At 62.2% G+C, this 18625-nt stretch carries 24 protein-coding genes; 13 read left to right on the forward strand and 11 right to left on the reverse strand.

Annotation, left to right across the window (positions count from 1 at the left end; genetic code table 11):
- From BerOc1_RS00940 to BerOc1_RS00975, 8 genes are read left to right on the forward strand one after another with little or no spacing between them, the layout of a single operon-like run.
- Positions 1-1080: a flagellar biosynthesis protein FlhF gene (locus BerOc1_RS00940; protein ID WP_071543853.1), complete on the forward strand. Its 1080-nt coding sequence runs from the start codon at positions 1-3 to the stop codon at positions 1078-1080.
- A gap of 17 nt (positions 1081-1097) precedes the next feature.
- The gene (locus BerOc1_RS00945) at positions 1098-1925 is read left to right on the forward strand and encodes a MinD/ParA family protein (RefSeq protein WP_071543854.1); all 828 of its coding nucleotides are present in this window, start codon (positions 1098-1100) and stop codon (positions 1923-1925) included.
- Positions 1867-2652 (forward strand): FliA/WhiG family RNA polymerase sigma factor, encoded by a 786-nt coding sequence (locus tag BerOc1_RS00950; RefSeq protein ID WP_071543855.1) that lies wholly within the window; start codon positions 1867-1869, stop codon positions 2650-2652. Before BerOc1_RS00945 ends, BerOc1_RS00950 begins: the two co-directional genes overlap by 59 nt.
- Before the next feature lie 23 nt (positions 2653-2675).
- Positions 2676-3056 (forward strand): chemotaxis response regulator CheY, encoded by a 381-nt coding sequence (locus BerOc1_RS00955; protein ID WP_071543856.1) that lies wholly within the window; start codon positions 2676-2678, stop codon positions 3054-3056.
- 27 nt (positions 3057-3083) lie between these two features.
- A complete protein-coding gene (locus tag BerOc1_RS00960) occupies positions 3084-3785 on the forward strand; it encodes a flagellar basal body-associated FliL family protein (RefSeq protein ID WP_071543857.1) in 702 nt (233 codons plus the stop codon).
- 3 nt (positions 3786-3788) lie between these two features.
- A complete protein-coding gene (locus tag BerOc1_RS00965) occupies positions 3789-4115 on the forward strand; it encodes a hypothetical protein (protein WP_071543858.1) in 327 nt (108 codons plus the stop codon).
- Positions 4116-4133: 18 nt separating this feature from the next.
- Positions 4134-4541 (forward strand): hypothetical protein, encoded by a 408-nt coding sequence (locus tag BerOc1_RS00970; RefSeq protein ID WP_071543859.1) that lies wholly within the window; start codon positions 4134-4136, stop codon positions 4539-4541.
- Between the two features lie 9 nt (positions 4542-4550).
- Positions 4551-5378, forward strand: a complete 828-nt coding sequence (locus tag BerOc1_RS00975) for a hypothetical protein (protein WP_071543860.1) — start codon at positions 4551-4553, stop codon at positions 5376-5378.
- A 272-nt stretch (positions 5379-5650) separates the two neighbouring features.
- Here the strand turns inward: BerOc1_RS00975 and lpxC are convergent, their stop codons facing one another.
- The 10 genes from lpxC to BerOc1_RS01025 form a co-directional block, all read right to left on the reverse strand.
- Positions 5651-6568: a UDP-3-O-acyl-N-acetylglucosamine deacetylase gene (lpxC, locus tag BerOc1_RS00980; protein ID WP_071543861.1), complete on the reverse strand. Its 918-nt coding sequence runs from the start codon at positions 6566-6568 to the stop codon at positions 5651-5653.
- Positions 6569-6749: 181 nt separating this feature from the next.
- Entirely contained in the window at positions 6750-7601 is an 852-nt protein-coding gene (gene prmC, locus BerOc1_RS00985) for a peptide chain release factor N(5)-glutamine methyltransferase (RefSeq protein ID WP_071543862.1), read from the reverse strand.
- Between the two features lie 22 nt (positions 7602-7623).
- Positions 7624-8691 (reverse strand): peptide chain release factor 1, encoded by a 1068-nt coding sequence (gene prfA, locus BerOc1_RS00990; protein ID WP_071543863.1) that lies wholly within the window; start codon positions 8689-8691, stop codon positions 7624-7626.
- A gap of 2 nt (positions 8692-8693) precedes the next feature.
- Complete coding sequence (locus tag BerOc1_RS00995) at positions 8694-9620, reverse strand: DUF1385 domain-containing protein (protein WP_084640991.1); 927 nt, start codon at positions 9618-9620, stop codon at positions 8694-8696.
- 197 nt (positions 9621-9817) lie between these two features.
- Positions 9818-10045 carry a 50S ribosomal protein L31 gene (gene rpmE / locus BerOc1_RS01000; RefSeq protein ID WP_071543865.1) on the reverse strand — a complete coding sequence of 76 codons (228 nt, stop codon included), beginning with the start codon at positions 10043-10045 and terminating at the stop codon, positions 9818-9820.
- A gap of 169 nt (positions 10046-10214) precedes the next feature.
- On the reverse strand, positions 10215-10532 hold the full coding sequence (locus BerOc1_RS01005; RefSeq protein WP_014321317.1) for a TusE/DsrC/DsvC family sulfur relay protein: 318 nt from the start codon (positions 10530-10532) through the stop codon (positions 10215-10217).
- A gap of 212 nt (positions 10533-10744) precedes the next feature.
- A complete protein-coding gene (locus BerOc1_RS01010) occupies positions 10745-12472 on the reverse strand; it encodes a YcaO-like family protein (RefSeq protein WP_071543866.1) in 1728 nt (575 codons plus the stop codon).
- A complete protein-coding gene (locus tag BerOc1_RS01015; RefSeq protein ID WP_071543867.1) occupies positions 12469-13194 on the reverse strand; it encodes a class I SAM-dependent methyltransferase in 726 nt (241 codons plus the stop codon). Before BerOc1_RS01015 ends, BerOc1_RS01010 begins: the two co-directional genes overlap by 4 nt.
- A gap of 44 nt (positions 13195-13238) precedes the next feature.
- Positions 13239-14054 carry a Tim44 domain-containing protein gene (locus BerOc1_RS01020; RefSeq protein ID WP_071543868.1) on the reverse strand — a complete coding sequence of 272 codons (816 nt, stop codon included), beginning with the start codon at positions 14052-14054 and terminating at the stop codon, positions 13239-13241.
- A 35-nt stretch (positions 14055-14089) separates the two neighbouring features.
- Complete coding sequence (locus BerOc1_RS01025; RefSeq protein WP_071543869.1) at positions 14090-14488, reverse strand: response regulator; 399 nt, start codon at positions 14486-14488, stop codon at positions 14090-14092.
- Between the two features lie 185 nt (positions 14489-14673).
- Between BerOc1_RS01025 and BerOc1_RS01030 the strand changes: the two genes are divergently transcribed.
- The 4 genes from BerOc1_RS01030 to BerOc1_RS01045 all read left to right on the forward strand — a co-directional run bounded on the left by BerOc1_RS01030 (position 14674) and on the right by BerOc1_RS01045 (position 17578).
- Positions 14674-15003, forward strand: a complete 330-nt coding sequence (locus BerOc1_RS01030) for an SHOCT domain-containing protein (protein WP_071543870.1) — start codon at positions 14674-14676, stop codon at positions 15001-15003.
- A 3-nt stretch (positions 15004-15006) separates the two neighbouring features.
- Entirely contained in the window at positions 15007-15795 is a 789-nt protein-coding gene (locus BerOc1_RS01035; RefSeq protein WP_071543871.1) for an HD domain-containing protein, read from the forward strand.
- Between the two features lie 17 nt (positions 15796-15812).
- The gene (locus BerOc1_RS01040) at positions 15813-16595 is read left to right on the forward strand and encodes a sterol desaturase family protein (RefSeq protein ID WP_071543872.1); all 783 of its coding nucleotides are present in this window, start codon (positions 15813-15815) and stop codon (positions 16593-16595) included.
- A 74-nt stretch (positions 16596-16669) separates the two neighbouring features.
- On the forward strand, positions 16670-17578 hold the full coding sequence (locus BerOc1_RS01045; protein WP_071543873.1) for an NAD(P)/FAD-dependent oxidoreductase: 909 nt from the start codon (positions 16670-16672) through the stop codon (positions 17576-17578).
- A 10-nt stretch (positions 17579-17588) separates the two neighbouring features.
- Here BerOc1_RS01045 and BerOc1_RS01050 read toward each other — a convergent pair whose 3' ends face one another.
- The gene (locus BerOc1_RS01050) at positions 17589-18218 is read right to left on the reverse strand and encodes a PilZ domain-containing protein (RefSeq protein ID WP_071543874.1); all 630 of its coding nucleotides are present in this window, start codon (positions 18216-18218) and stop codon (positions 17589-17591) included.
- 65 nt (positions 18219-18283) lie between these two features.
- Here BerOc1_RS01050 and BerOc1_RS01055 point away from each other — a divergent pair, with 65 nt between their 5' ends.
- The gene (locus BerOc1_RS01055; protein WP_071543875.1) at positions 18284-18571 is read left to right on the forward strand and encodes a potassium:proton antiporter; all 288 of its coding nucleotides are present in this window, start codon (positions 18284-18286) and stop codon (positions 18569-18571) included.
- Positions 18572-18625 lie beyond the last annotated feature (54 nt).

An 18625-nucleotide genomic window follows, 5' to 3' on the forward strand; every position in this document is an offset into this window, starting at 1 on the left:
ATGAGAATGAAGACTTACCGGGCCGCCACGTCCACGGCCGCATTCGCCAAGGTCAAATCCGAACTCGGCGACGAGGCCGTGATCCTGTCCAACAAGACCGTCACCGAAAACGGCTGCAAATGCTGCGAGATCGTGGCCGCGGTGGACAACCAGCCCGCACGGCCCGCACGCCCGCAGCAAGATACCAAGGAAGGCGTGGTCGACGCCGCCCTGCGCGACTCGGTGGGCTGGCAGCGCGAGTGGAGCCAGATCAAAGGGCAGATCATGGCCCTGATGAAGCCGCAGATGGACCCGGCCCGCCTCTCGCCCAAGCAGCGCGTGGCCCTGGAGTACCTGGAGCGCGAGGAAGTGGACGAGCGCGTCCTGACCCACGTGTACTGCACCATGCGCGAAACCGAGAACTGCCCGGTCATGACCGCCCTGGACCCGCTGCTCAAGGCCACGCCGTTCACGTCCGGGACCTGGACCAACACCTTTCACGCCTTTGCCGGCCCCGGCGGGGCGGGCAAGACCTCGAGCCTGGTGCGCCTGGCCCTGCGCATGAAAAAGGAGCGTCCCGGCATGCGCCTGTGCCTTGCCACGGCCGACGGCGGCCGGGGCAAGGGACGCCTGATCCTCAAGCATTACGCCGAACTGAGCGGCCTGGCCTTCCGCGAGATCATCACCCGCGAGGACTTCGCCCTGCTCCGGGACGAGGCCCGGCAATTCGACATGATCCTCATCGACCTGCCCGGCCTGTCCGGCCGGACGACCCTGGAGGAATGGTCGCGGCTGTACGGCCTGGACGAGTGCCCGGACCTGTCCATCCACCTGGTCATGAACCCCTATTACAGCAAGGGCCAGTTCGAGCGGTTCATGGACAAATATAAAAGTGAACAACTAGCCAGCGTTATCTGGACGAAACTCGATGAAGCCTGTACATTCGGGTCAATATTGAACATGGCGTTCGCAGGCGGGCTGCCGGTGTCCGCGCTTTCCTACGGACCCGGCCTGAAAAACAGCATCAGCCCGGCCACGGAAGAGATGATCTGGCGACTGATGTTCATGCGCAGACTGCCCGACGGCAACACGCAACCCTAAGGAGCGCGACACACGTTATGAGTTCGAATCTTCCCCTGGTCCTCTCCGTCACCTCCGGCAAGGGAGGCGTCGGCAAGACCAACATGTCGGTCAACCTGGCCTATTCCCTGAGCGCCGCGGGCAAGAAGGTCGTCCTTCTGGACGCCGACCTCGGGCTGGCCAACGTGGACGTCATCCTCGGGCTTGCGCCCCAACACAATCTCTTCCACCTGTTCCACGAGGAAATGACCCTGGACCGCATCCTGTTCGACACCCCCTACGGCTTTCGCATCCTCCCGGCCTCGTCGGGCGTCAGCGACATGGTCAACCTGGACAAGGGCCAGAAGCTCGACCTCCTGGACGCCATGGACTCCCTGGAGGATAGCGTGGACTACCTCATCGTGGACACGGGCGCGGGCATCAACGACAATGTCCTCTACTTCAACCTGGCCGTGCAGGAGAGGCTGCTGATCATCACCCCGGAACCCACCTCCCTGACCGACGCCTACGCGCTGATCAAGGTACTCAAGCTGCACCACGGGGTGGAGAAGTTCCGAGTGTTGGTGAACATGGTCAAGGACGTGAGCATGGCCCGCGAGGTCTACCTCAAACTCCTGAACGCCTGCGACCACTTCCTCGACGGTATTTCGCTCGACCTGGTCGGCTTCGTGCCGTATGACCAGAACGTGCGCAACTCGGTCATCGCGCAGACCCCGTTCTGTCACAAGTTTCCCAAGACCCCGGCCAGCGTGGCTGTCCGGCAGACGGCCCAGAAGGTCAAAAACTGGCAAGTAACCCCCAACACCGATGGCAATATTAAATTCTTCTGGAAAAAACTCCTCTTCCAGGAACGATCCGTGGCTTGAGCTGGAACAGGGCGTCAAGCGCTGGGACGATTTTTCGCCGAGGGACCGGGAAAACATCGTCCGCTACTATGCGCCCAAAATCCGGATTCTGGCGCTGCGGCTCAAGGCGAAGCTGCCCCAGAGCGTTGAGCTCAACGAGCTCATCAGCGCGGGCAGCCTCGGCCTTTTGGACGCCCTCGGGAAGTTCAACCCGGAGTTGGGGATCAAGTTCGACACCTACTCGGAGAACCGCATCAAGGGCGCCATGCTCGACGAGCTCCGGCGCATGGACTGGTTCTCCAGAGGGCTCAGGCAGAAGGTCAAGGTGCTCGAGGACTCCATGCGCCAGATCGAGCACGAGACCGGCTCCCCGGCCACCACGGAGCAGCTCTGCGAACACACCGGCATGACCGACAAAGAGGTCCAGCAGGGACTCGAGGCCCTGAACAATCAGGTCTGTCTCAGCCTCGACACCTTTCAGGAAAACCTCATCGGCCAGAAGAAGATGACCGACAACGAACCATTCCAGTCGGCCGCCTTTCAGGAGATTGTTGACAAAGTAGCCAATCTCATTGAAGAATTGACGCCGAGAGAAAAATTGGTCATATCTCTGTATTACGGAGAGGAACTGAACATGAAGGAGACGGCCGAGGTTATGGACATAACCGAGGGACGCGTCTCGCAGCTCCACTCCCAAGCATTGAATAAATTAAGAAAAACGTTCAGAGCTCGTTATGAAAACGAGTAGCACTCATGTAAAGGAGACTTTCGATGGGTTATAATACCAACATGCGCGTCCTGGTTGTTGACGATTTCTCCACCATGCGTAAAATCATCAAAAACATCCTGCGCCAGCTGGGTTTCAACAACATCGTCGAGGCCGACGACGGCTCCACCGCCTGGGAAGTGCTCAACAAGGACAACATCGATTTCATCGTCTCCGACTGGAACATGCCCACCATGTCCGGCATAGACCTGCTCCGCAAGGTGCGCGCCAGCGAGGAATACGCGGACATCCCCTTCCTGATGGTCACCGCCGAGGCCCAGCAGGAGAACATCATCGAGGCCGTGCAGGCCAAGGTGTCCAACTACATCGTCAAGCCGTTCACTCCCGAAACACTGGGCCAGAAGATCGACAAAATCTTCGCCTAAACCACCGTTGCCGTTTAGGCGTATGCCATGGTCCTGCTCGTTCCGGATGATGCCGAAGATGTAACCGACGCTCCCGCCGAGCGGAAAGCGGAGTTGGACGACGCGGCCGCGAGCAAGGCCACCCAGAAGGTCGATCTCGACCTCGACGACGCCCCGTTCCTCGAAGACGAGGACGAGGAAGAGGATATCGAGGAGGTTGAGAGCGAGACTCCGTTCTTGACCGAGGACGAAGGCAAGCCCAAACCGGGTCTGGTCGCCCTGCTCAAGAACAAATTCGTGCTCATGGGCCTGGGCGTCATCCTGCTCCTGCTGGTCGTCATCATCATCCTCCTGCTGCGCGAACCCGAGGCGCCGCCACCGCCGCCACCGCCGCCGGTCGAGCAACCGGCCATCCCGGAACCGCCGCCCGAGGTTCCGGAGACGCCCCAGATCATCATCAAGCTCGATCCGTTCCTCATCGAACAGACGGACGCGGCGGGCAAGATCCGCTTCCTCGAGGTCAGCATCCTCCTGTCTACCGAGGACGACGGCTTGGCCCGGCAGTTCAAGCAGGAGACGTTTGCCGTCCGCAACGCCCTGTACTATTATCTCAAGAATAAGGATTTGCAGTTTTTGTCCGATAAGGAGAACAGCGAGAAGCTGAAAAGGGAACTGCTGGTCATCATCAACCAATACATGGGGTTCGGCCAGTTCGATACGTTGATGTTCGAACAATATCTTGTGAGGTGATCCATGAGCACCACGCCTTTGGACCTGCCCATACTCATTTCCCAACTGCCCTTCGTGCAGAAGATCGCCCATGCGGAAAAGGCCACGCCCGAGATCAACCAGCAACTCTTCGGTCCGCTGATCCAGGAACAGCTCCGCCAGCGCGAGGGCACGGTCCAGCAGGTCCAGAAGAAGACCGCCACCGATCCCGTGGACCGCGACGGCCACAACGACCAGCGGCAGGAAGCCGCACCGGACCGGAAGGACCGCGAGCCGGACGGGGACGATCCCGACACCGGGGCCTCCAGCGGCTCCCCCTGGTCCGGCAACATCGTCAATGTCAAGATCTGACCCAAGGCAAGCCGAATCATGTCCACTCTGCTCATCATGCTCTTCACCATCAGCGAGGTCGTCCTGCTCGGCGTCGTGATCCTCTTCTTCCTGCGCCTGCGCAAATCCGAGACCCTGCTCTCCGGCCTGCACGCCAAGCAGGAGGAATTCATCAAACGGCTCCAGTTCAACACCCAGCTGGAAAACGAACTGGTATCCACCTTCGAGCAGCGCCAGCAGGAACTGGTTGCCCTGAACACCCAGTTGGAGAACAAGGCCGCCGAGCTCAAGAAACTGGTCAAGCTCGCCAACGAGTATGCCAAGTCCCCGCAATTCATGCGTGAAATCATCATCCAGGGACACCGCTCCGGCAAGACCCCGATGCAGCTCGCCAAATCCACCGGCCTCGCCTTGGACGAGGTCGAACTGATCATCGACCAGGCCTAGGGGCATCCCGTGCGCGTCTCGGGTTCAGGCACGGGCGGCTCCTACAACGGTGGCGGCAGCCGGTCCGACCGGTTCCGCAACCGCCACCGGCCCGGCCAGAAGGTCCGGGGCGTGCTCGTCAAGAACCTCCCGGACTCCATGGCTTGGGTGGACATCGACGGCGAACGGCTCCTGGCGCAACTCGAAACTGCCCGCCCGGAAGGCAGCCGGCTCCTCTTCCTCGTCCAGCAGCTCGTCCCGCGGATCATCCTCAAGGAACTGACCGGCGAGGCCCACGGCAACGCGGCAACCGCCCTCACCCGGGTCAGCGACTTCGACTCGGCCCGCACCCTGTTCGAAAACCGGTTCCGCCCCGTACTCCACGAGGCCGGTTTGCTTGGTAGCCCCCTGCCCCTGCCCGGTTTCCTCGCTTTGCTGGCCGCCGACCCTTTGCTCCACGCCGCCTACCAGGACGCCGCAAACTGCGCCAACCCCTTGTCCGGAGCCCTCCGGGACGCCGACAAAGGCACCCTCAGCTACCAGCCCTGGCTCGCGCCCACCGGACGGCGGCAGGCCACCATCATGCGCCACGCCCAGGCCGACTCGCAACTCACCGAAATCCTTGTCGAGTTCGACCACGCGCGCATGGGCCTCACCCGCGTCCAATTCCTGCGCAAGGCCGAAACCCTGTCCTGCCGTGTTCAGCTCCAACATCCCGAACACGCCCAATCCCTCTCGCGCTATCTCGACTCCCGCCAACACCCCGGCAGCCCTTTTCAGATCCGACACCTCGGCGTGGGCAAACTCCCCCGAACCAGCCACAGCGGCATCCTCGCCGAATTATTGTTCAAGAGATAAAGGCGCCTCCCCTTTCCCTCCTAAACTTTTGATGCCGCATCGCGGGGTGTGGGCCTATGGGGTGGTCCTTTTCGCCACAGCTCAAGACGCCGCCCTATTCCCTTCGCCGCAGCCGGCACAAAAGGTTTGGGAGGATCCAGGGAACCCTTTTCAAAGGGTTTCCTGGCGGGGTCCGGGGCAGCGCCCCGGCCGCCGGAGGCATCCCGAGGCCACAAAAAAAGCCCGCCTGGCGGCGGGCTTTTTGTTGGCCTCGTAGACTTGTAGGCTGACGCCTAAGCCACGGCGGGGGTGGGCTGGAGCTGTTCGCGCGCCGGGGATTCCTCGGCGGCGGGAACGGGCTCAACCTTTTCCTCGAGATAGAGGTCGCGGTTTTCGTCGAGATGGCGGAGGAAGGCGTTGTTCAGGGCGTGGCCCGAGGCGAAGACCTCGAAGTGACCCTGAAGCCGCGCGCCGAAGGTGGCGATGTCGCCGACGAAGTCAAGCATCTTGTGGCGCACGAACTCGTCCTCGAAGCGCAGCCCTTCGGCATTGAGGATATTGTATTCGTCCAAGACGACCGCGTTGTCCAGGGAGCCGCCCAGGGCCAGGCCGTTGGCATGCAGGTAGTCGACCTCCTTGAGGAAACCGAAAGTGCGGGCCTTGGCCAGATGCTGGGTGAAATTCTCGGGGGTGATCTCCATGGCCATCTGCTGACGACCGATGAGCGGGTGCGCGAACTCGATGGTGTAGTCCACGCGCAGGCCGTCGTAGGGGCGGACCTTGATGTATTTGCCGTCCTGCTCGAACTCCATGGTCTTCTTGAAGGTCAAGACCTTGCGGGGCTTGTTCAGGGTGCGCACGCCCGCCTGTTTGAGCAGGTAGACGAAGGAACCGGCGCTGCCGTCCATGATGGGCACTTCCTTGCCCGTGACTTCGATATGGATGTTGTCGATGCCCATGCCGTTGATGGTGGCGAGCAGATGTTCGACGGTGGCCACTGTCTCGCGGCCGTCTCCCAGCACCGTGGCCAGGCTGGTCTCCACGACCAGGGACGGGGCGGGGGTCAGGAAGGTGGACCCGGTGCCGTCGCGTAGCGAAAACAGGATGCCGGTGTCCTCCGCTGCGGGCCGGAGAACCAGATCCACCTGCTTGCCGCTGTGGAGCCCGATACCGGTGCAACGTACTGATCTATGTATGGTTGTCTGAGACATTATTCCTCCGGTTGATTAACCAATTACCAAATAGCAAGAAAAATGCCACGGCAAACACAGGTTGTAACCAACCGAATTTTATTGAAATTCATTACCTGCAGCAGTCCGAACACGTGTTGCATTCCAGCAACTCTTTGTTTTTTTACAACAAGGACGGGTTCGAGTTGTTGCATTTCTACGATTATTTTTTACGCGCGAAGATCACGCGGTCCCGTCCGGAGAGGTCTTTTTGCACTCCAACCTCTTCGAATTCCGGGTATTTATCAATAACGATATCTATTACCATTTTTGCCTGATCGTAACCGATCTCCATGAAAAGACGCCCTCCCGGCTTGAGCATGGCGGCAACCCCCGGGAGCATGGCCCGGATGTGATCGAGGCCGTCCGGACCGCTGACCAGGGCCCCGGTCGGCTCGAATCCGGTGACCTCATGGCTGGCGGCCGCGAATTCGGGCTCGCTCACGTAAGGAGGGTTGGAAACCACCAGATCGAACATTCCCGCCACGGGCCCGCTGGTGAAATCCGCCTGGATAAGCTCCAGTCGATCCGACACGTTGTGGGTTCGTACATTGACCTTGGCCACGGCCAGGGCATCAAGGCTGATGTCCACGGCCACGCCTCGGGCCATGGGGAAGAGCCTGGCGATGGTCACGGCCAGGATGCCGGACCCGGTGCCGAGATCGGCGAATCGGAAGGGTTGATCCTTGGGAAAGGACGTTTCCACCGCCTCCACGATGTGTTCGGTCTCGGGTCTGGGGATGAGCACGGCGGGCGAGACCGTAAAGTCGAGCCCGTAGAACTCCCTGGTGCCCAGGATGTAGGCCACGGGCTCGCCCGCCTCGCGGCGGTCTATCAAGGCTTGGAGCGCCGCGTATTCGCCGTCGCCGAGCACTCTGCCCCGCTCAAGGTTCAGAGTCAGGCGCGAACAGCCCAACGCATGGGCGGCCAGGAGTTCCGCGCTCAGACGGGGCGAATCCACGCCGGACAGGCGGGACTCGCACTCCTTGAGCACGTCCTGAATATTGCGGGACACGGAGGCTCCTTGGCCGGGACGGCTAGTCGCCCTGCCGCTTGAGCGCTTCGGCCTGGAAATGGCTGATCAACGCCTCGGTCAGCTCCTGCAATTCGCCCTCCATGATCTGGGGAAGCTTGTGCAGGGTCAGGTTGATGCGGTGATCGGACACGCGGCCCTGGGGATAGTTGTAGGTGCGGATGCGCTCGGACCGGTCGCCGGTACCCACCTGGCTGCGCCGGGCGGCCTCCTCCTCGGCCTTGGCCTTGTCCTGCTCCATCTGCAGCAGGCGGGAGCGCAGGACCTTCAAGGCCTTGGCCTTGTTCTTGTGCTGCGACTTCTCGTCCTGGCAGATGACCACCAGCCCCGAGGGTATGTGGGTCACTCGGATGGCCGAATCCGTGGTGTTGACCGACTGGCCGCCGGGACCGGAGGACCGGAACACGTCCACGCGCAGGTCCTCGGGGCGGATGTCGACGTCGACTTCCTCGGCCTCGGGCATGATGGCCACGGTCACGGCAGAGGTGTGGATGCGGCCCTGGGACTCGGTGGCCGGGACGCGCTGCACCCGGTGGGTGCCGGACTCGTACTTGAGCTTGCTGTAGACCTTGTCGCCGGAGATGGAGGCGATGACTTCCTTGTAGCCCCCGGACCCGGTGTGGTTGGAGCTCATCTCCTCGACCTTCCAGTGGTTGATCTCGGCGTAGCGAGTGTACATGCGATACAGGTCGGCCGCGAACAGGGCGGCCTCGTCGCCGCCGGTGCCCGCGCGGATCTCCAGGATGATGTTCTTCTCGTCCATGGGATCCTTGGGCAGCAGCAGGACCTTGAGTTCGTCCTCAAGCTCAGGCAGCTGCTCCTCGATCTCGTCGATCTCGGCCTTGGCCATGTCGCGGATGTCCGGATCGGAGTCGTTCATCATCTCGCGGTTGTCTTCGAGCTCCTGCGACAGGACCTTGTACTTGCGGAAGACCTCGACCACCTCGCCCAGATCGGCGTGGGCCTTGGAGACCTTCTTGTACCGCTCCTGGTCGTTGAAAATATCGGGCTGGGCAAGCTCCTGCTCCAACTCAACGTATTTTTCCTCTATCTCTTCAAGCTTGCCAAACATGATCAGCACTCCTCGGCGTTGACAGCGCACCGCAGGGCGGCGATGGCCACCTCGAGCTGGCTGTCGTCAGGTTCCTTGGTGGTCAGCATCTGCATCATCAGCCCGGGCCAGCACATCAGTTTGCACAGGCCGTTCTTGCTGTATTTACCGGCGAACTTGATCATCTCGTAGGCCACGCAACTGACCGGGATCATGAGAAAGAGTTTCATGCCTACGATGTACAGATGTTTGACCATGAAATGTTCCGGCGAATAGAACGTCAGCAGCCAGGGCACCAACACGGCGTAGAGCATGATGGACACCGCCAGGACGAACAGCAAAAAGGCGGTGCCGCAGCGCGGATGCAGGCGGCTGTAGAAACGGCTCGATGCCGGGGAGAGCTCCTTGCCCTCCTCCCAGGTCCAGATGACCTTGTGCTCGGCCCCATGATACTGGAAGACCCGGCGGATGTCCGGGATATAGGAGATGGCCAGGATGTAGCCCACAAAGACGATCATCTTGATCAGGCCGTCCCAGGCGTGAAAGCTTAGGGAATCCACGTCGCCGCCCAGGCCGAGCAGCTCCATGCCCACGGACAGGAAATGGGGCAGGACAACGAACAGGCCGAGCGCCGCACCAAGCGCCAGGGCCATGGTCAGGACGAGATGCCAGGTGGTCAGCTCGCCGCCCTCGTCCTCGCCGTCATCGGCGGCCTGCATGGCGGAATAGTTCAACGCCTTGATGCCGTTGACCATGGTTTCCATGAGCACCGGGAAGCCGCGCAGGAAGGGTTTCTTGAGCAAGGGATGTCTGACCAGGGTGAACCACGGCCGGACATCGGTGACGATCTCGCCGTCCGCCTTGCGGATGGCGATGGCGAGTTTGTCCTTGGCGCGCATCATGACGCCTTCGATGACCGCCTGGCCGCCCACGGCCTGAGGTGCGGCCATCGTCAGAATTCCTCGCATTCTCAATCAGATACCCTCCGGTAAAGGAAGCGTTCCCTGGCGATCAGCGCCATCTTCCGCATGGGGGGAGAATCATGGATTCCCCGCCGATTGTAAAGGCCGGATAAAACAATATGCCTCCGAAGGGTACACGACCCCAACGAAGGCATATGGTCTCGGCTTGCGCCGAAAAAACGGAGCTACTTGGACTTTGCGGCCAGAGCGCTCAGATCGCCATACTTCTTGCGGAAGCGGTCGATACGGCCGGCGGTGTCCACGAAGCGCTGCTTGCCGGTGTAGAAGGGATGGCAGTTGGAGCAGATTTCCACTTCGAACTCCTCACCCTTGGTGGTCAGCAGCTCGGCCTCGTAGCCGCAGTGGCAGCGGATCTTGGCCTTGTAAGTCTTGGGATGAATATCGTTTTTCATGACTATCTCCTGTCATTCTTTGTGCGTGGAACTCGGTCTTATACGCACTGCCCCACCGCTTGGCAAGGAAAATTTTCCGGCAATCCCCGGGGGCTCGCATGATCCCGCCAAGGCGCAAAAAAGGCGGGGGCCGAAGCTCCCGCCTTTGTCAGTCGAGTTCGGTCGAGAACTAGACGCAGCCGGTGGGTTTGGGCAGGCCGGCCATCTTACAGGCGCCTTTACCAGGTCCGGACGGGAACAGTTCGTAGATCTGCTTCAGCTTGAAGCCGGTGACCTTGGAGAGGATGCGCACCATGGGAGCGATGCCGTTCTTCTTGTAGTAGTCCTGCAGGAAGTCGATGACTTTCTGATGGTCCTCGGAGATCTCCTTGATGCCCTCGGATTCCTTCACGTATTCGACCCAAACCGGGGTCCAATCCTCAAATTTCTGCAGGAAGCCGTCTTCGTCAACTTCGAAAGAAGAGCCCTGGAATTCAACAACAGCCATTGTATCCTCCTAAGTGGATGTTTGTCTTGCTGTAGCCCCGGGAGACTCCCGAGGCGACCATATCCAAATAAACAGCGATCCGCTGCTTAGCTGCGAAAGTAGAGACTCGGTCTAAAACCGTGGAGGGACATTACGTCTCCTCCACAACCTTGTCAAGTACTCGGCACATTTCAATACGATATAAGCGATTCCCTTAATCTGCCTATAACAGATTAGGATTCCTCCAGTTCCAACAGATGCTCACGGGCGTAATCCAAGGTCGGGTCCATGTCGAGGGCCGCCCTGAGGTAATCCTCGGCCTCCTGCCGGTTGCCCATGAACTTGTGACACAGGCCGAGGTTGGCCAGGTCATGGGGCGATCCGCTGTCGATATCCAGGGACGCCCGGAAGTTGTCCGCCGCCTCGGCATAGCGCCCCGCCTTGAAGTGGGCCACGCCGCGCAGGTTGAAGAACTCCCGGCACTCGTCGTCCAGCTCCACGGCCCGGTCGAGCAGGGCCAGGGCGTCCTCCCACTCCTCCACCTGCGACAGGGCGTAGGCCTGGTAGAAGACCGCCAGGCCGCGTTCGGCGTTGGCGGGCTGCAGGTCCACGGACTCCTCGAACCGGGCCGCCGCGTACAGGGGATCGCCCATGCGCAGGGCCAGCAGCCCCCGAAAGAACGGCAGGAAGTATGCGTCCGGGTAGATTTCCTCGAGCACGTCCAGCCCTTCCAGGGCCTCGTCGAAGTCGGCGTCCTCGGCCAGGATGCGGCCGACGAACAGACCGATGGACCGGTGCGGGGTACGCTCCCGGAAGTCGAAGCCGGGCACGAAGTTGTAGTTGGCCGTGACCATCAGGTCCGGATGCCGGGTATCCACCGCGTACAGGGTATCGCCCTTCTCGAAGAGGCCCTCTGCCAGGGCCATCAATTCATTATATATGTCCCCGTCCTCCACCGTGGGCAGGGAATCCAGGGCAACGACTTCGCCCTCCTTCAGCCACTCGATCTGGTCAAGCTCGGTGAATTTGGGCAGACCCGAGGCCTCGTATACCCGGCTGGTCTCAAAGTCGCCCGCCAACTGGGCCACCTCGGTCACGGCGCGGATGGCCGCCTTGACCGGCGAAGCCGCTGTCCCGGCGGTGAAAACAATCTCGCTCAGAGCCGGGAAGGTCTTGCGGTCCCAGGCCACGGCCGCCACCGTGGGGACGGGGTAGCCCAGCGAGAAATCCTTGAGGATGATGGTCACGCCATTGCGCTCGAAGCAGTCCAGCAGACGGCGCAGGACCGGGTCGCCGCAGGTGGCCTGATCGATGGTCGGAGTGGTCTGGCGGGAGCGGTCGACGACCGCGCAGACGTGCCGCTCCACCAGTTCGCACGCGCCCTGGGCGATGGACTCCTCGAAGGTGTTTCCGGCGGACGATCCGTTGAATTCATTGAGTTTCTTGAACCAGTCCAGGGGGACGTACTCGGTCCGTCCGGTGCGCACGTCCAGGGCCGGGTGAAACCGCCAGCGGATGAGGTCCATAAGCCGGACGGCCTTGTCGGAGGCGATCTCCTCGCCCACCGAACGGAGCACTTGGCCGATGTCCATGACCTGTCCGGGCCATTTCTCCCGGGCCTCGGACCAGGTCAGTTCCGTGAAGTTGGCCGGGTCGGCCCAGAAGCTGAAATAGGAGAAACGCTCGACCAGTTCCATCAAGGCCGAGGCCTCGGCCTGTTCCGGGGACGCGCCCTTGCCCATCTGCTTGCGCGTGGGCATGACCTCGCGGGCCGCGGGGCCGCACTGGCTGACGAAGACCGGGATGCCGAGCCTGCCGGTGTCCACGCGGTCGGTCTGGGCCAGGACGCCCTCGCACTTCTCGGCCAGGGCGGCTTTGACGCGCCGCACGGTCTCCACCGGGGTGCACGCCTTGTCCTGGTCCGTGGTGAAGGATTTGGGACAGCTCTTGAGTTCGATCACGCGCCCTTCCTCTTCATGCGGAACATGTTGATGACGTTTTCCTCGCCGGTCTCGTTGTCCTTGTACTTGGCCTCGGACTTCATCATGGCGAAGAGCCCGTCGGCCTTGTCGAAGAACTTCCTGCCCTGCCGCTTCCTGTCCATGGCCATGAGCACCTCGGCGGACGGCGTCTCGGCCAGGTGGGCGTCGAGGAAGTCCACCAGCGGCTCGTACACAGCCTCTTCGTAGAGGACCTCGCAGCCGATGATGTAGTCGAAACACCTGCCCAGGGAATCCCTGGTGAAGTCGGCCTTGCTGATGGTCACCTTGTCCTCCAGGCCGTTCTTGAGCGCGTTGATCCGACTGAACAGCAGCGCGTAGGGTTCCACGTCGGTCACGGTCACGTCGTGCCCGAACGAGGCCATGACCATGCCGTTCACGGCGCAGCCCGCGCCCACTTCGAGGATGGAGCAGCCGGGCGCGAACGGGAACCGGGTCAGGGTGTAGCCGAGCACCAGGCAGGACGGCCAGACCTTGGCCCACAGGGGCAGGGATATCTTCTTGCCCCCCCGGGTCCGGTCCACCAGCTTGTCGAGATATTTCTGCATCTGCCTGACCTGGAGGACCTCCAGGTTCCGGCCGCCTATGGTCACGGTCTCGAAACCGACCTCGCCGAATTCCCTCACGGCCACGTCGATGAGCGCACCAATAGGCTGGTCCAGGTTGAAAACGGTATCCGCCATTCTTCCCTCCGGAAACGGAAAGCCTCTTTACGAGGCTTCTGATTTTACTGGTCTATCGAATTGATTTTTTCCAGGACCCACAGCCCGCCGGGCACGGAGTCGTCACGGCCGAACTCCCACACGGTCCGAAGCTGGACCGGGCGGCCCTCCTCGCCCGTGCGCAACTGCGCGTCATAATGGACCGAGGCCACGGTCCGGCCATCGGCCGAGTGCAGTTCCGTGAGCAGGGCCGAAACCAGCATGACCTCGGTGCGCGGGCGTTCCCCGGCGGCCACCGCGTCGCTGTAGACCTCGTCGGACAAGAAGTCGCGCAACGCGTCGTAGTCTTCCTTGTCGCGGGCTTGCTGAAAACGGGAGAAAAGGACCTTGGCCCCCTCCAGGAACTCGGCCTCGTCGAATCCGTCCGCGCGCGGCGGCGCGCCCGTGGGCGTGGAGGGCGACGTTTTGGCCGTGTCCTCCGAACGGAGCATGTCCCAGGTCCGCCTGGCGGCCTCGTGCCGATCCATGGATTGGGGCTTTTGCGCGGGCCGGTCTTCGGAGGCGGAGGAGGAATCGGCGTCGGAACCGGAGCCGTCCCCCTCGCCGGGTTTGGTCGGATAGTCGGGCCGGGACCAGCGCCCGGGCCGGGTCTTGTCGTTGCCGCCGCCGGACCGCCGCCGGAACATGCGGACCAGGAAATAGGCGATGAGCACCAGAAGGAGGATGTTCAGGACGGAGCCGCTGCGGCTCGGGGGGGCGGCCTGCGCCAGGGCCGGGGTGGCCATGATCAGGACCAGGGCGGGCGCGGACAGCCACAGGATCGGGCGGCCTGTTAAACGACCGGCGAAACCGGACGCGTTCACGTTGTTGTCGTTGTGCATGAATGCTTCGTAAAACAAACTGGCCGTACAGGCAATCAATCGATGAGGGCGAGATTGCGCAGGATGGCGTACAGGCTTTCCACCTCGATGGGTTTGGGCAGGTAGGCCGCGGCCCCGCCCTTGTAATAGGCGCGGACCACGGTCTTGGGATCGTTCAGGGCGGTGATCATGATGACCTTGGCCTCGTCGGCGGCGGACACGCCCGCCTCCTGCTCCATGGCGCGGATGTCCTTCAAGGCCTGATGACCGTCCTTGTTGGGCATCATGATGTCCATGCAGACCAGGTCATAGGGGCGGCCCTCGTCAATGGCCTTGCGGAAGGCGTCCACACACTCCACCCCGTCCGAGGCGGTGTCGCACTCGCCGAAATCGGACAGGAGCGCGGTCAGCAGCTTGCGGCTGGTGAATTCGTCTTCTACTATAAGGATACGCATTGATTCTCCTTCTTAGAGCCGAGATACACCACTCCCGGAAGGATTTCAACGGGCCGGGGCAACCCGGACGCAATCTATAATGCCTTCACACACGGCCCGCTCCTGCGCCGGGGCTTGCCCTGAGGCCGATTGCCACGTAGGAACAGGGCCACGGCGGAACCACGCCGCTTCGGAGGAAAAAACATATGGACTTTTCACATATTCCCGCCTTTCTCGGAAGCTTTCTCAACTTCCTGGACAGCCCCGAATGGCGGGCCTGGCCGTTCAATTCCGGGTTTGGTGAGCAGATCCTGCCAGCCGTGGCCCGACTGCTCTTCGTCACCCTGATCATGGGCGTGATCCTGCTCTTCCTCCGGCTGCTCTTCGGCCCCGGCGGCCCGCTGCGCGACAAGGAACTCGAGGAGGAGGCCCGCCAGGAGACCGAGCGGGAACGGGCCGAACTCAAGGAACGGCTCGACGCTGGCGAGATTTCCGAGGCGGACTACAAGATTGAGATGAAAAGGCTCAAGGATTAGACCATGCCCTTGTCCACCCACAAGAAACTGGTCAGAGAGTTCGCCGAGAGCCACCTCACCGGCGAGGAAAACAACGACTACCATATCCGCCTCAAGCTCGACCATTCCATGCGGGTCCTGGACAACGGGCTGGCGATCATCGGAAACGAGGGCATCAACGGGCGCACCGGGGAACTGGCGGCCATGGCCGCCCTGTATCACGACATCGGTCGATTCCCGCAGTTCGCGCGCTACGCCACCTTCAAGGACGCGGACTCGGTCAATCACGGCCGCATGGGCGTGCTGACCCTGCGCCGCCTCGACCTGCCAGGCGGGTTCACGGACCACGAGTGGCGTCTGATCAAGACCGCCGTGGGGCTGCACAACGTCAAAGAGGTCAACCCGGACATGAAGAAGCCTCTGGCCGTCATGGTCGGCGTCACCCGCGACGCGGACAAGATCGACATCTTCTCCGTGATCCTGGACCACCTGTCCCGCCCGCGCTCGCCGGGCCAAGTGGTCATTCACCAGCTCGAGGAACACCCCACGCGCTATACCCCGGCGGTCTACGAGGCGGTCATGTCCGGCGGCTCCTGCGACTACGCGCTGCTCAAATACGACAAGGATTTCCTGCTGCTTCTGACCGGCTGGCTCTTCTCACTGCGATACGGGACCTCGGCCCGGCTGCTGCGCGAGCGCGGCTTGGTGGCCCGGACCTTCGGGATGCTGCCCGAAAACGAGGAAATCAGGGCCCTGGAGAAGAAAGTCTTCCGCCACCTGGAAGCGAAGGAAGCGGCCCGGCCCGAAGGTTAGACAGCCAAGGAGGCGCTGTGACCACGGAAACCCTGCTCCGACTCGGTTCGTTCCTGGCCATCCTGGCGGTCATGGGCGCGGCGGAGACCCTCCGGCCCCGGCGCGGATTGTCCACGGGCAAGGGACGCCGCTGGTTCGCCAACCTGTCCGTGGCAGTCCTCGCCTCGGTCCTGACCCGTGTGCTTATCCCGATCCTGCCCGCCGGGGTGGCCGCCTACTGCCGGACGCACGGCCTCGGCCTGCTCCACCTCGTCTCCCCGCCGCCGGTTCTCGCCTGGATCGTCTCGGTGCTCGTCCTGGACATGGCCATCTACTGGCAGCACGTCCTTTTCCATCGCCGACAGCTGCTCTGGCGGGTGCACCGCATGCACCACGCGGACCTGGACATCGACGCATCCACCGGCATCCGCTTCCACCCCATCGAGATCGTCCTGTCCATGCTCATCAAGCTGGCCGTGGTCCTGGTCCTGGGCCCGCCCGCCGGGGCCGTAATCCTGTTCGAAATCCTGCTCAACGGCTGCGCCGTGTTCAATCACGCCAACGTGCGCATCCCGCTGCATGTCGACCGGGTCCTGCGGCTCTTCCTGGTCACCCCTGACCAGCACCGAGTGCACCACTCGACGAACATGCGCGAGGCCAACATGAATTTCGGCTTCAACTTCCCGTGGTGGGACCGGATGTTCCGGACCTACAAGCCCCAGCCCGACCTGGGCCACGAGCGCATGCGCATCGGCCTGAACATCTTCCGCGACCGCGAGTACGGCGGGTTGATCCGCATGCTGACCATACCGTTTCTCTAAGGGCCGCTTTACTTCCTCCTGAGAATGCTTATTCTTTTCGGTAACGCATTGCCATCCGAACACAGGAGAATCCCATGTCCGATACACTCTACGACGTCGTCATACTCGGTTCCGGGCCCGGCGGGCTGCAGGCCGCCATCCACGCCTCGCGCAAGAAGGCCAGGACCCTGATGCTCGGCCGCATCGACAACTCCAGCCTGTACTGGGCCCACGTAGAAAACTACTGCTGCCAGATCAAGATATCCGGCGAGGAAATCCTGAAGAAGGGCCGCGACCAGGCCGAGAGCTTCGGGGCCGAGTTCCGGGACGAGGACGTCCTGGCCATCGAGCCCGACGGCAAGCTCTTCTCGCTCAAGCTCGAATCCGGCGACACGGTCCGGGCCAAGACCGTCATCCTGGCCACCGGATCCAGCCGCAACAAGCTGGGCGTGCCCGGCGAAAAGGAGCTGCTCGGCAAGGGCGTGAGCTACTGCGTTGACTGCGACGCGGGCTTCTACCGCAATGAGGTGGTGGCCGTGGCCGGATGCCGCAGCGCCGCCGCGGGCGGGGCTGTTGCCCTGACCAACTTCGCCAGTGAAGTGCACCTCTACTGCGAGGAGCTGGACGTGAACGAAGGGTTGCGCAGGCAGCTCGACGAGACCGGGGTAAAGGTCCACGAAGGCGTGTCCATCAAGGAAATCCGGGGCGAAAACGCCGTCTCCTCGGTGCTCCTTTCCGACGGCGCCACCCAGGACGTCACCGGCGTGTTCATCGAGCTGGGCGCCAAGGGCGTGCTGGAACTGACCGCCATGCTCGGCGTTCAGCTGGACGAAAACATGAAGTACATCGAGGCGGACAAGAAGCAGCGCACCAACGTGCCCGGCGTGTACGCGGCAGGCGACATTTGCGGCCCTCCCCTGCAAATGGCCAAGGCTGTGGGCGAGGGGTGCGTGGCCGGCATCGAAGCCGCCACCTACGCCAAGAAGCTTGAAAAGGACGAGTAACCTGAAAGGGCTATAGCCCGGGGATGCGGCAGCAGACCTGGGCCTCGATGAAACCGGATATCCGCTTGCGGGCATCCGGTTCGTCGTTGTTGAACCGGAGCACCGCGTAGTGCACGTGGTCCTTCATGAAGGTCTTGAGCACGGTGCAGCCCACGGAGATTCCGTCCCCGGCCATGTCGAAGGGATGGAAGGTCAGGCGCACGCTCCCGCCCGGCTCCGAGAGGAGCCCGTCCCCGCCGTCGCCCATGAACCGGACGCGGGTGCAGCTGGCGGACATGTCCTCCAGTACGCCCCTGGCGGCGGACCGCCCGTCGACCACAAAGGCGGGAAACGAGCAGGAGCAGCGCGGCTCGCTGCGCTCCTCCGCGTTGAATATCTTCTTGGGGGCGGCCAGTTCGAGGATCGTGCCCGGCGAGTCCAGAGTGCTCAGCACCCGGGTGTTGAAGCCGAGCAGCTTGCCGTCAAAGGCGTAGCGGACCAGGGCGAAGGCGTCGGTCTCCAGACGCCGCACGGCCGCCTCCGGCAGGTCGGCAAAGACCATCAGCCGGCCGTCGGGCTTGAGCCCGGCCACCATGCCGAGGAAGCGGTCCTCGAATGTGGAGACCTCCAGAATGATGCTGTCGCCCACGGCGATGTCCATGCCACCCTCCCGTATTGTATCAATAAACCATAGCGCTTCGGTCCGCAATTATATATACGCTCCCTATGCTCAAAACGCTCGGAATTCTCGCCTGGGGCGGATGCCTGCTGACCCTGGCCTGGCAGGGGGCGGCCTGGGCCATCACCGGGTCCTGGCCTTCCATAACCCTCTTGGACGTCTTCGGTAAACTGCTGGGCCTCGACCTGCTCACCCTGGCCCGCCAATTCCCCCTGGATATCGCCGCCAAAGCGGCCTACGTGCTCTTCACCACGGAACTGACCGTCTTCCTGTGGTGGGCCGGAGCGGCCCTGCTCGGCCTGATGTTCATCCTCGGGCTGCTCGGCCGGAGATGAATTCGACGCAACCCCTTCTTCTCCGGAGAATAGCCGACGCGACTTAAAAAACCC

The organism is Pseudodesulfovibrio hydrargyri (assembly GCF_001874525.1).
Lineage (GTDB): Bacteria > Desulfobacterota > Desulfovibrionia > Desulfovibrionales > Desulfovibrionaceae > Pseudodesulfovibrio > Pseudodesulfovibrio hydrargyri.

Excerpts from the sequence above, each read along its gene's own strand:
- BerOc1_RS00940 (WP_071543853.1), top strand. The coding sequence starts at position 1 with ATGAGAATGAAGACTTACCGGGCCGCCACGTCCACGGCCGCATTCGCC.
- BerOc1_RS00945 (WP_071543854.1), top strand. The coding sequence starts at position 1,098 with ATGAGTTCGAATCTTCCCCTGGTCCTCTCCGTCACCTCCGGCAAGGGA.
- BerOc1_RS00950 (WP_071543855.1), top strand. The coding sequence starts at position 1,867 with ATGGCAATATTAAATTCTTCTGGAAAAAACTCCTCTTCCAGGAACGAT.
- BerOc1_RS00955 (WP_071543856.1), top strand. The coding sequence starts at position 2,676 with ATGGGTTATAATACCAACATGCGCGTCCTGGTTGTTGACGATTTCTCC.
- BerOc1_RS00960 (WP_071543857.1), top strand. The coding sequence starts at position 3,084 with ATGGTCCTGCTCGTTCCGGATGATGCCGAAGATGTAACCGACGCTCCC.
- BerOc1_RS00965 (WP_071543858.1), top strand. The coding sequence starts at position 3,789 with ATGAGCACCACGCCTTTGGACCTGCCCATACTCATTTCCCAACTGCCC.
- BerOc1_RS00970 (WP_071543859.1), top strand. The coding sequence starts at position 4,134 with ATGTCCACTCTGCTCATCATGCTCTTCACCATCAGCGAGGTCGTCCTG.
- lpxC (WP_071543861.1), bottom strand. The coding sequence starts at position 6,568 with ATGTCTCAGACAACCATACATAGATCAGTACGTTGCACCGGTATCGGG.
- prfA (WP_071543863.1), bottom strand. The coding sequence starts at position 8,691 with ATGTTTGGCAAGCTTGAAGAGATAGAGGAAAAATACGTTGAGTTGGAG.
- BerOc1_RS00995 (WP_084640991.1), bottom strand. The coding sequence starts at position 9,620 with ATGGCCGCACCTCAGGCCGTGGGCGGCCAGGCGGTCATCGAAGGCGTC.
- rpmE (WP_071543865.1), bottom strand. The coding sequence starts at position 10,045 with ATGAAAAACGATATTCATCCCAAGACTTACAAGGCCAAGATCCGCTGC.
- BerOc1_RS01005 (WP_014321317.1), bottom strand. The coding sequence starts at position 10,532 with ATGGCTGTTGTTGAATTCCAGGGCTCTTCTTTCGAAGTTGACGAAGAC.
- BerOc1_RS01015 (WP_071543867.1), bottom strand. The coding sequence starts at position 13,194 with ATGGCGGATACCGTTTTCAACCTGGACCAGCCTATTGGTGCGCTCATC.
- BerOc1_RS01020 (WP_071543868.1), bottom strand. The coding sequence starts at position 14,054 with ATGCACAACGACAACAACGTGAACGCGTCCGGTTTCGCCGGTCGTTTA.
- BerOc1_RS01025 (WP_071543869.1), bottom strand. The coding sequence starts at position 14,488 with ATGCGTATCCTTATAGTAGAAGACGAATTCACCAGCCGCAAGCTGCTG.
- BerOc1_RS01030 (WP_071543870.1), top strand. The coding sequence starts at position 14,674 with ATGGACTTTTCACATATTCCCGCCTTTCTCGGAAGCTTTCTCAACTTC.
- BerOc1_RS01035 (WP_071543871.1), top strand. The coding sequence starts at position 15,007 with ATGCCCTTGTCCACCCACAAGAAACTGGTCAGAGAGTTCGCCGAGAGC.
- BerOc1_RS01045 (WP_071543873.1), top strand. The coding sequence starts at position 16,670 with ATGTCCGATACACTCTACGACGTCGTCATACTCGGTTCCGGGCCCGGC.
- BerOc1_RS01050 (WP_071543874.1), bottom strand. The coding sequence starts at position 18,218 with ATGGACATCGCCGTGGGCGACAGCATCATTCTGGAGGTCTCCACATTC.
- BerOc1_RS01055 (WP_071543875.1), top strand. The coding sequence starts at position 18,284 with ATGCTCAAAACGCTCGGAATTCTCGCCTGGGGCGGATGCCTGCTGACC.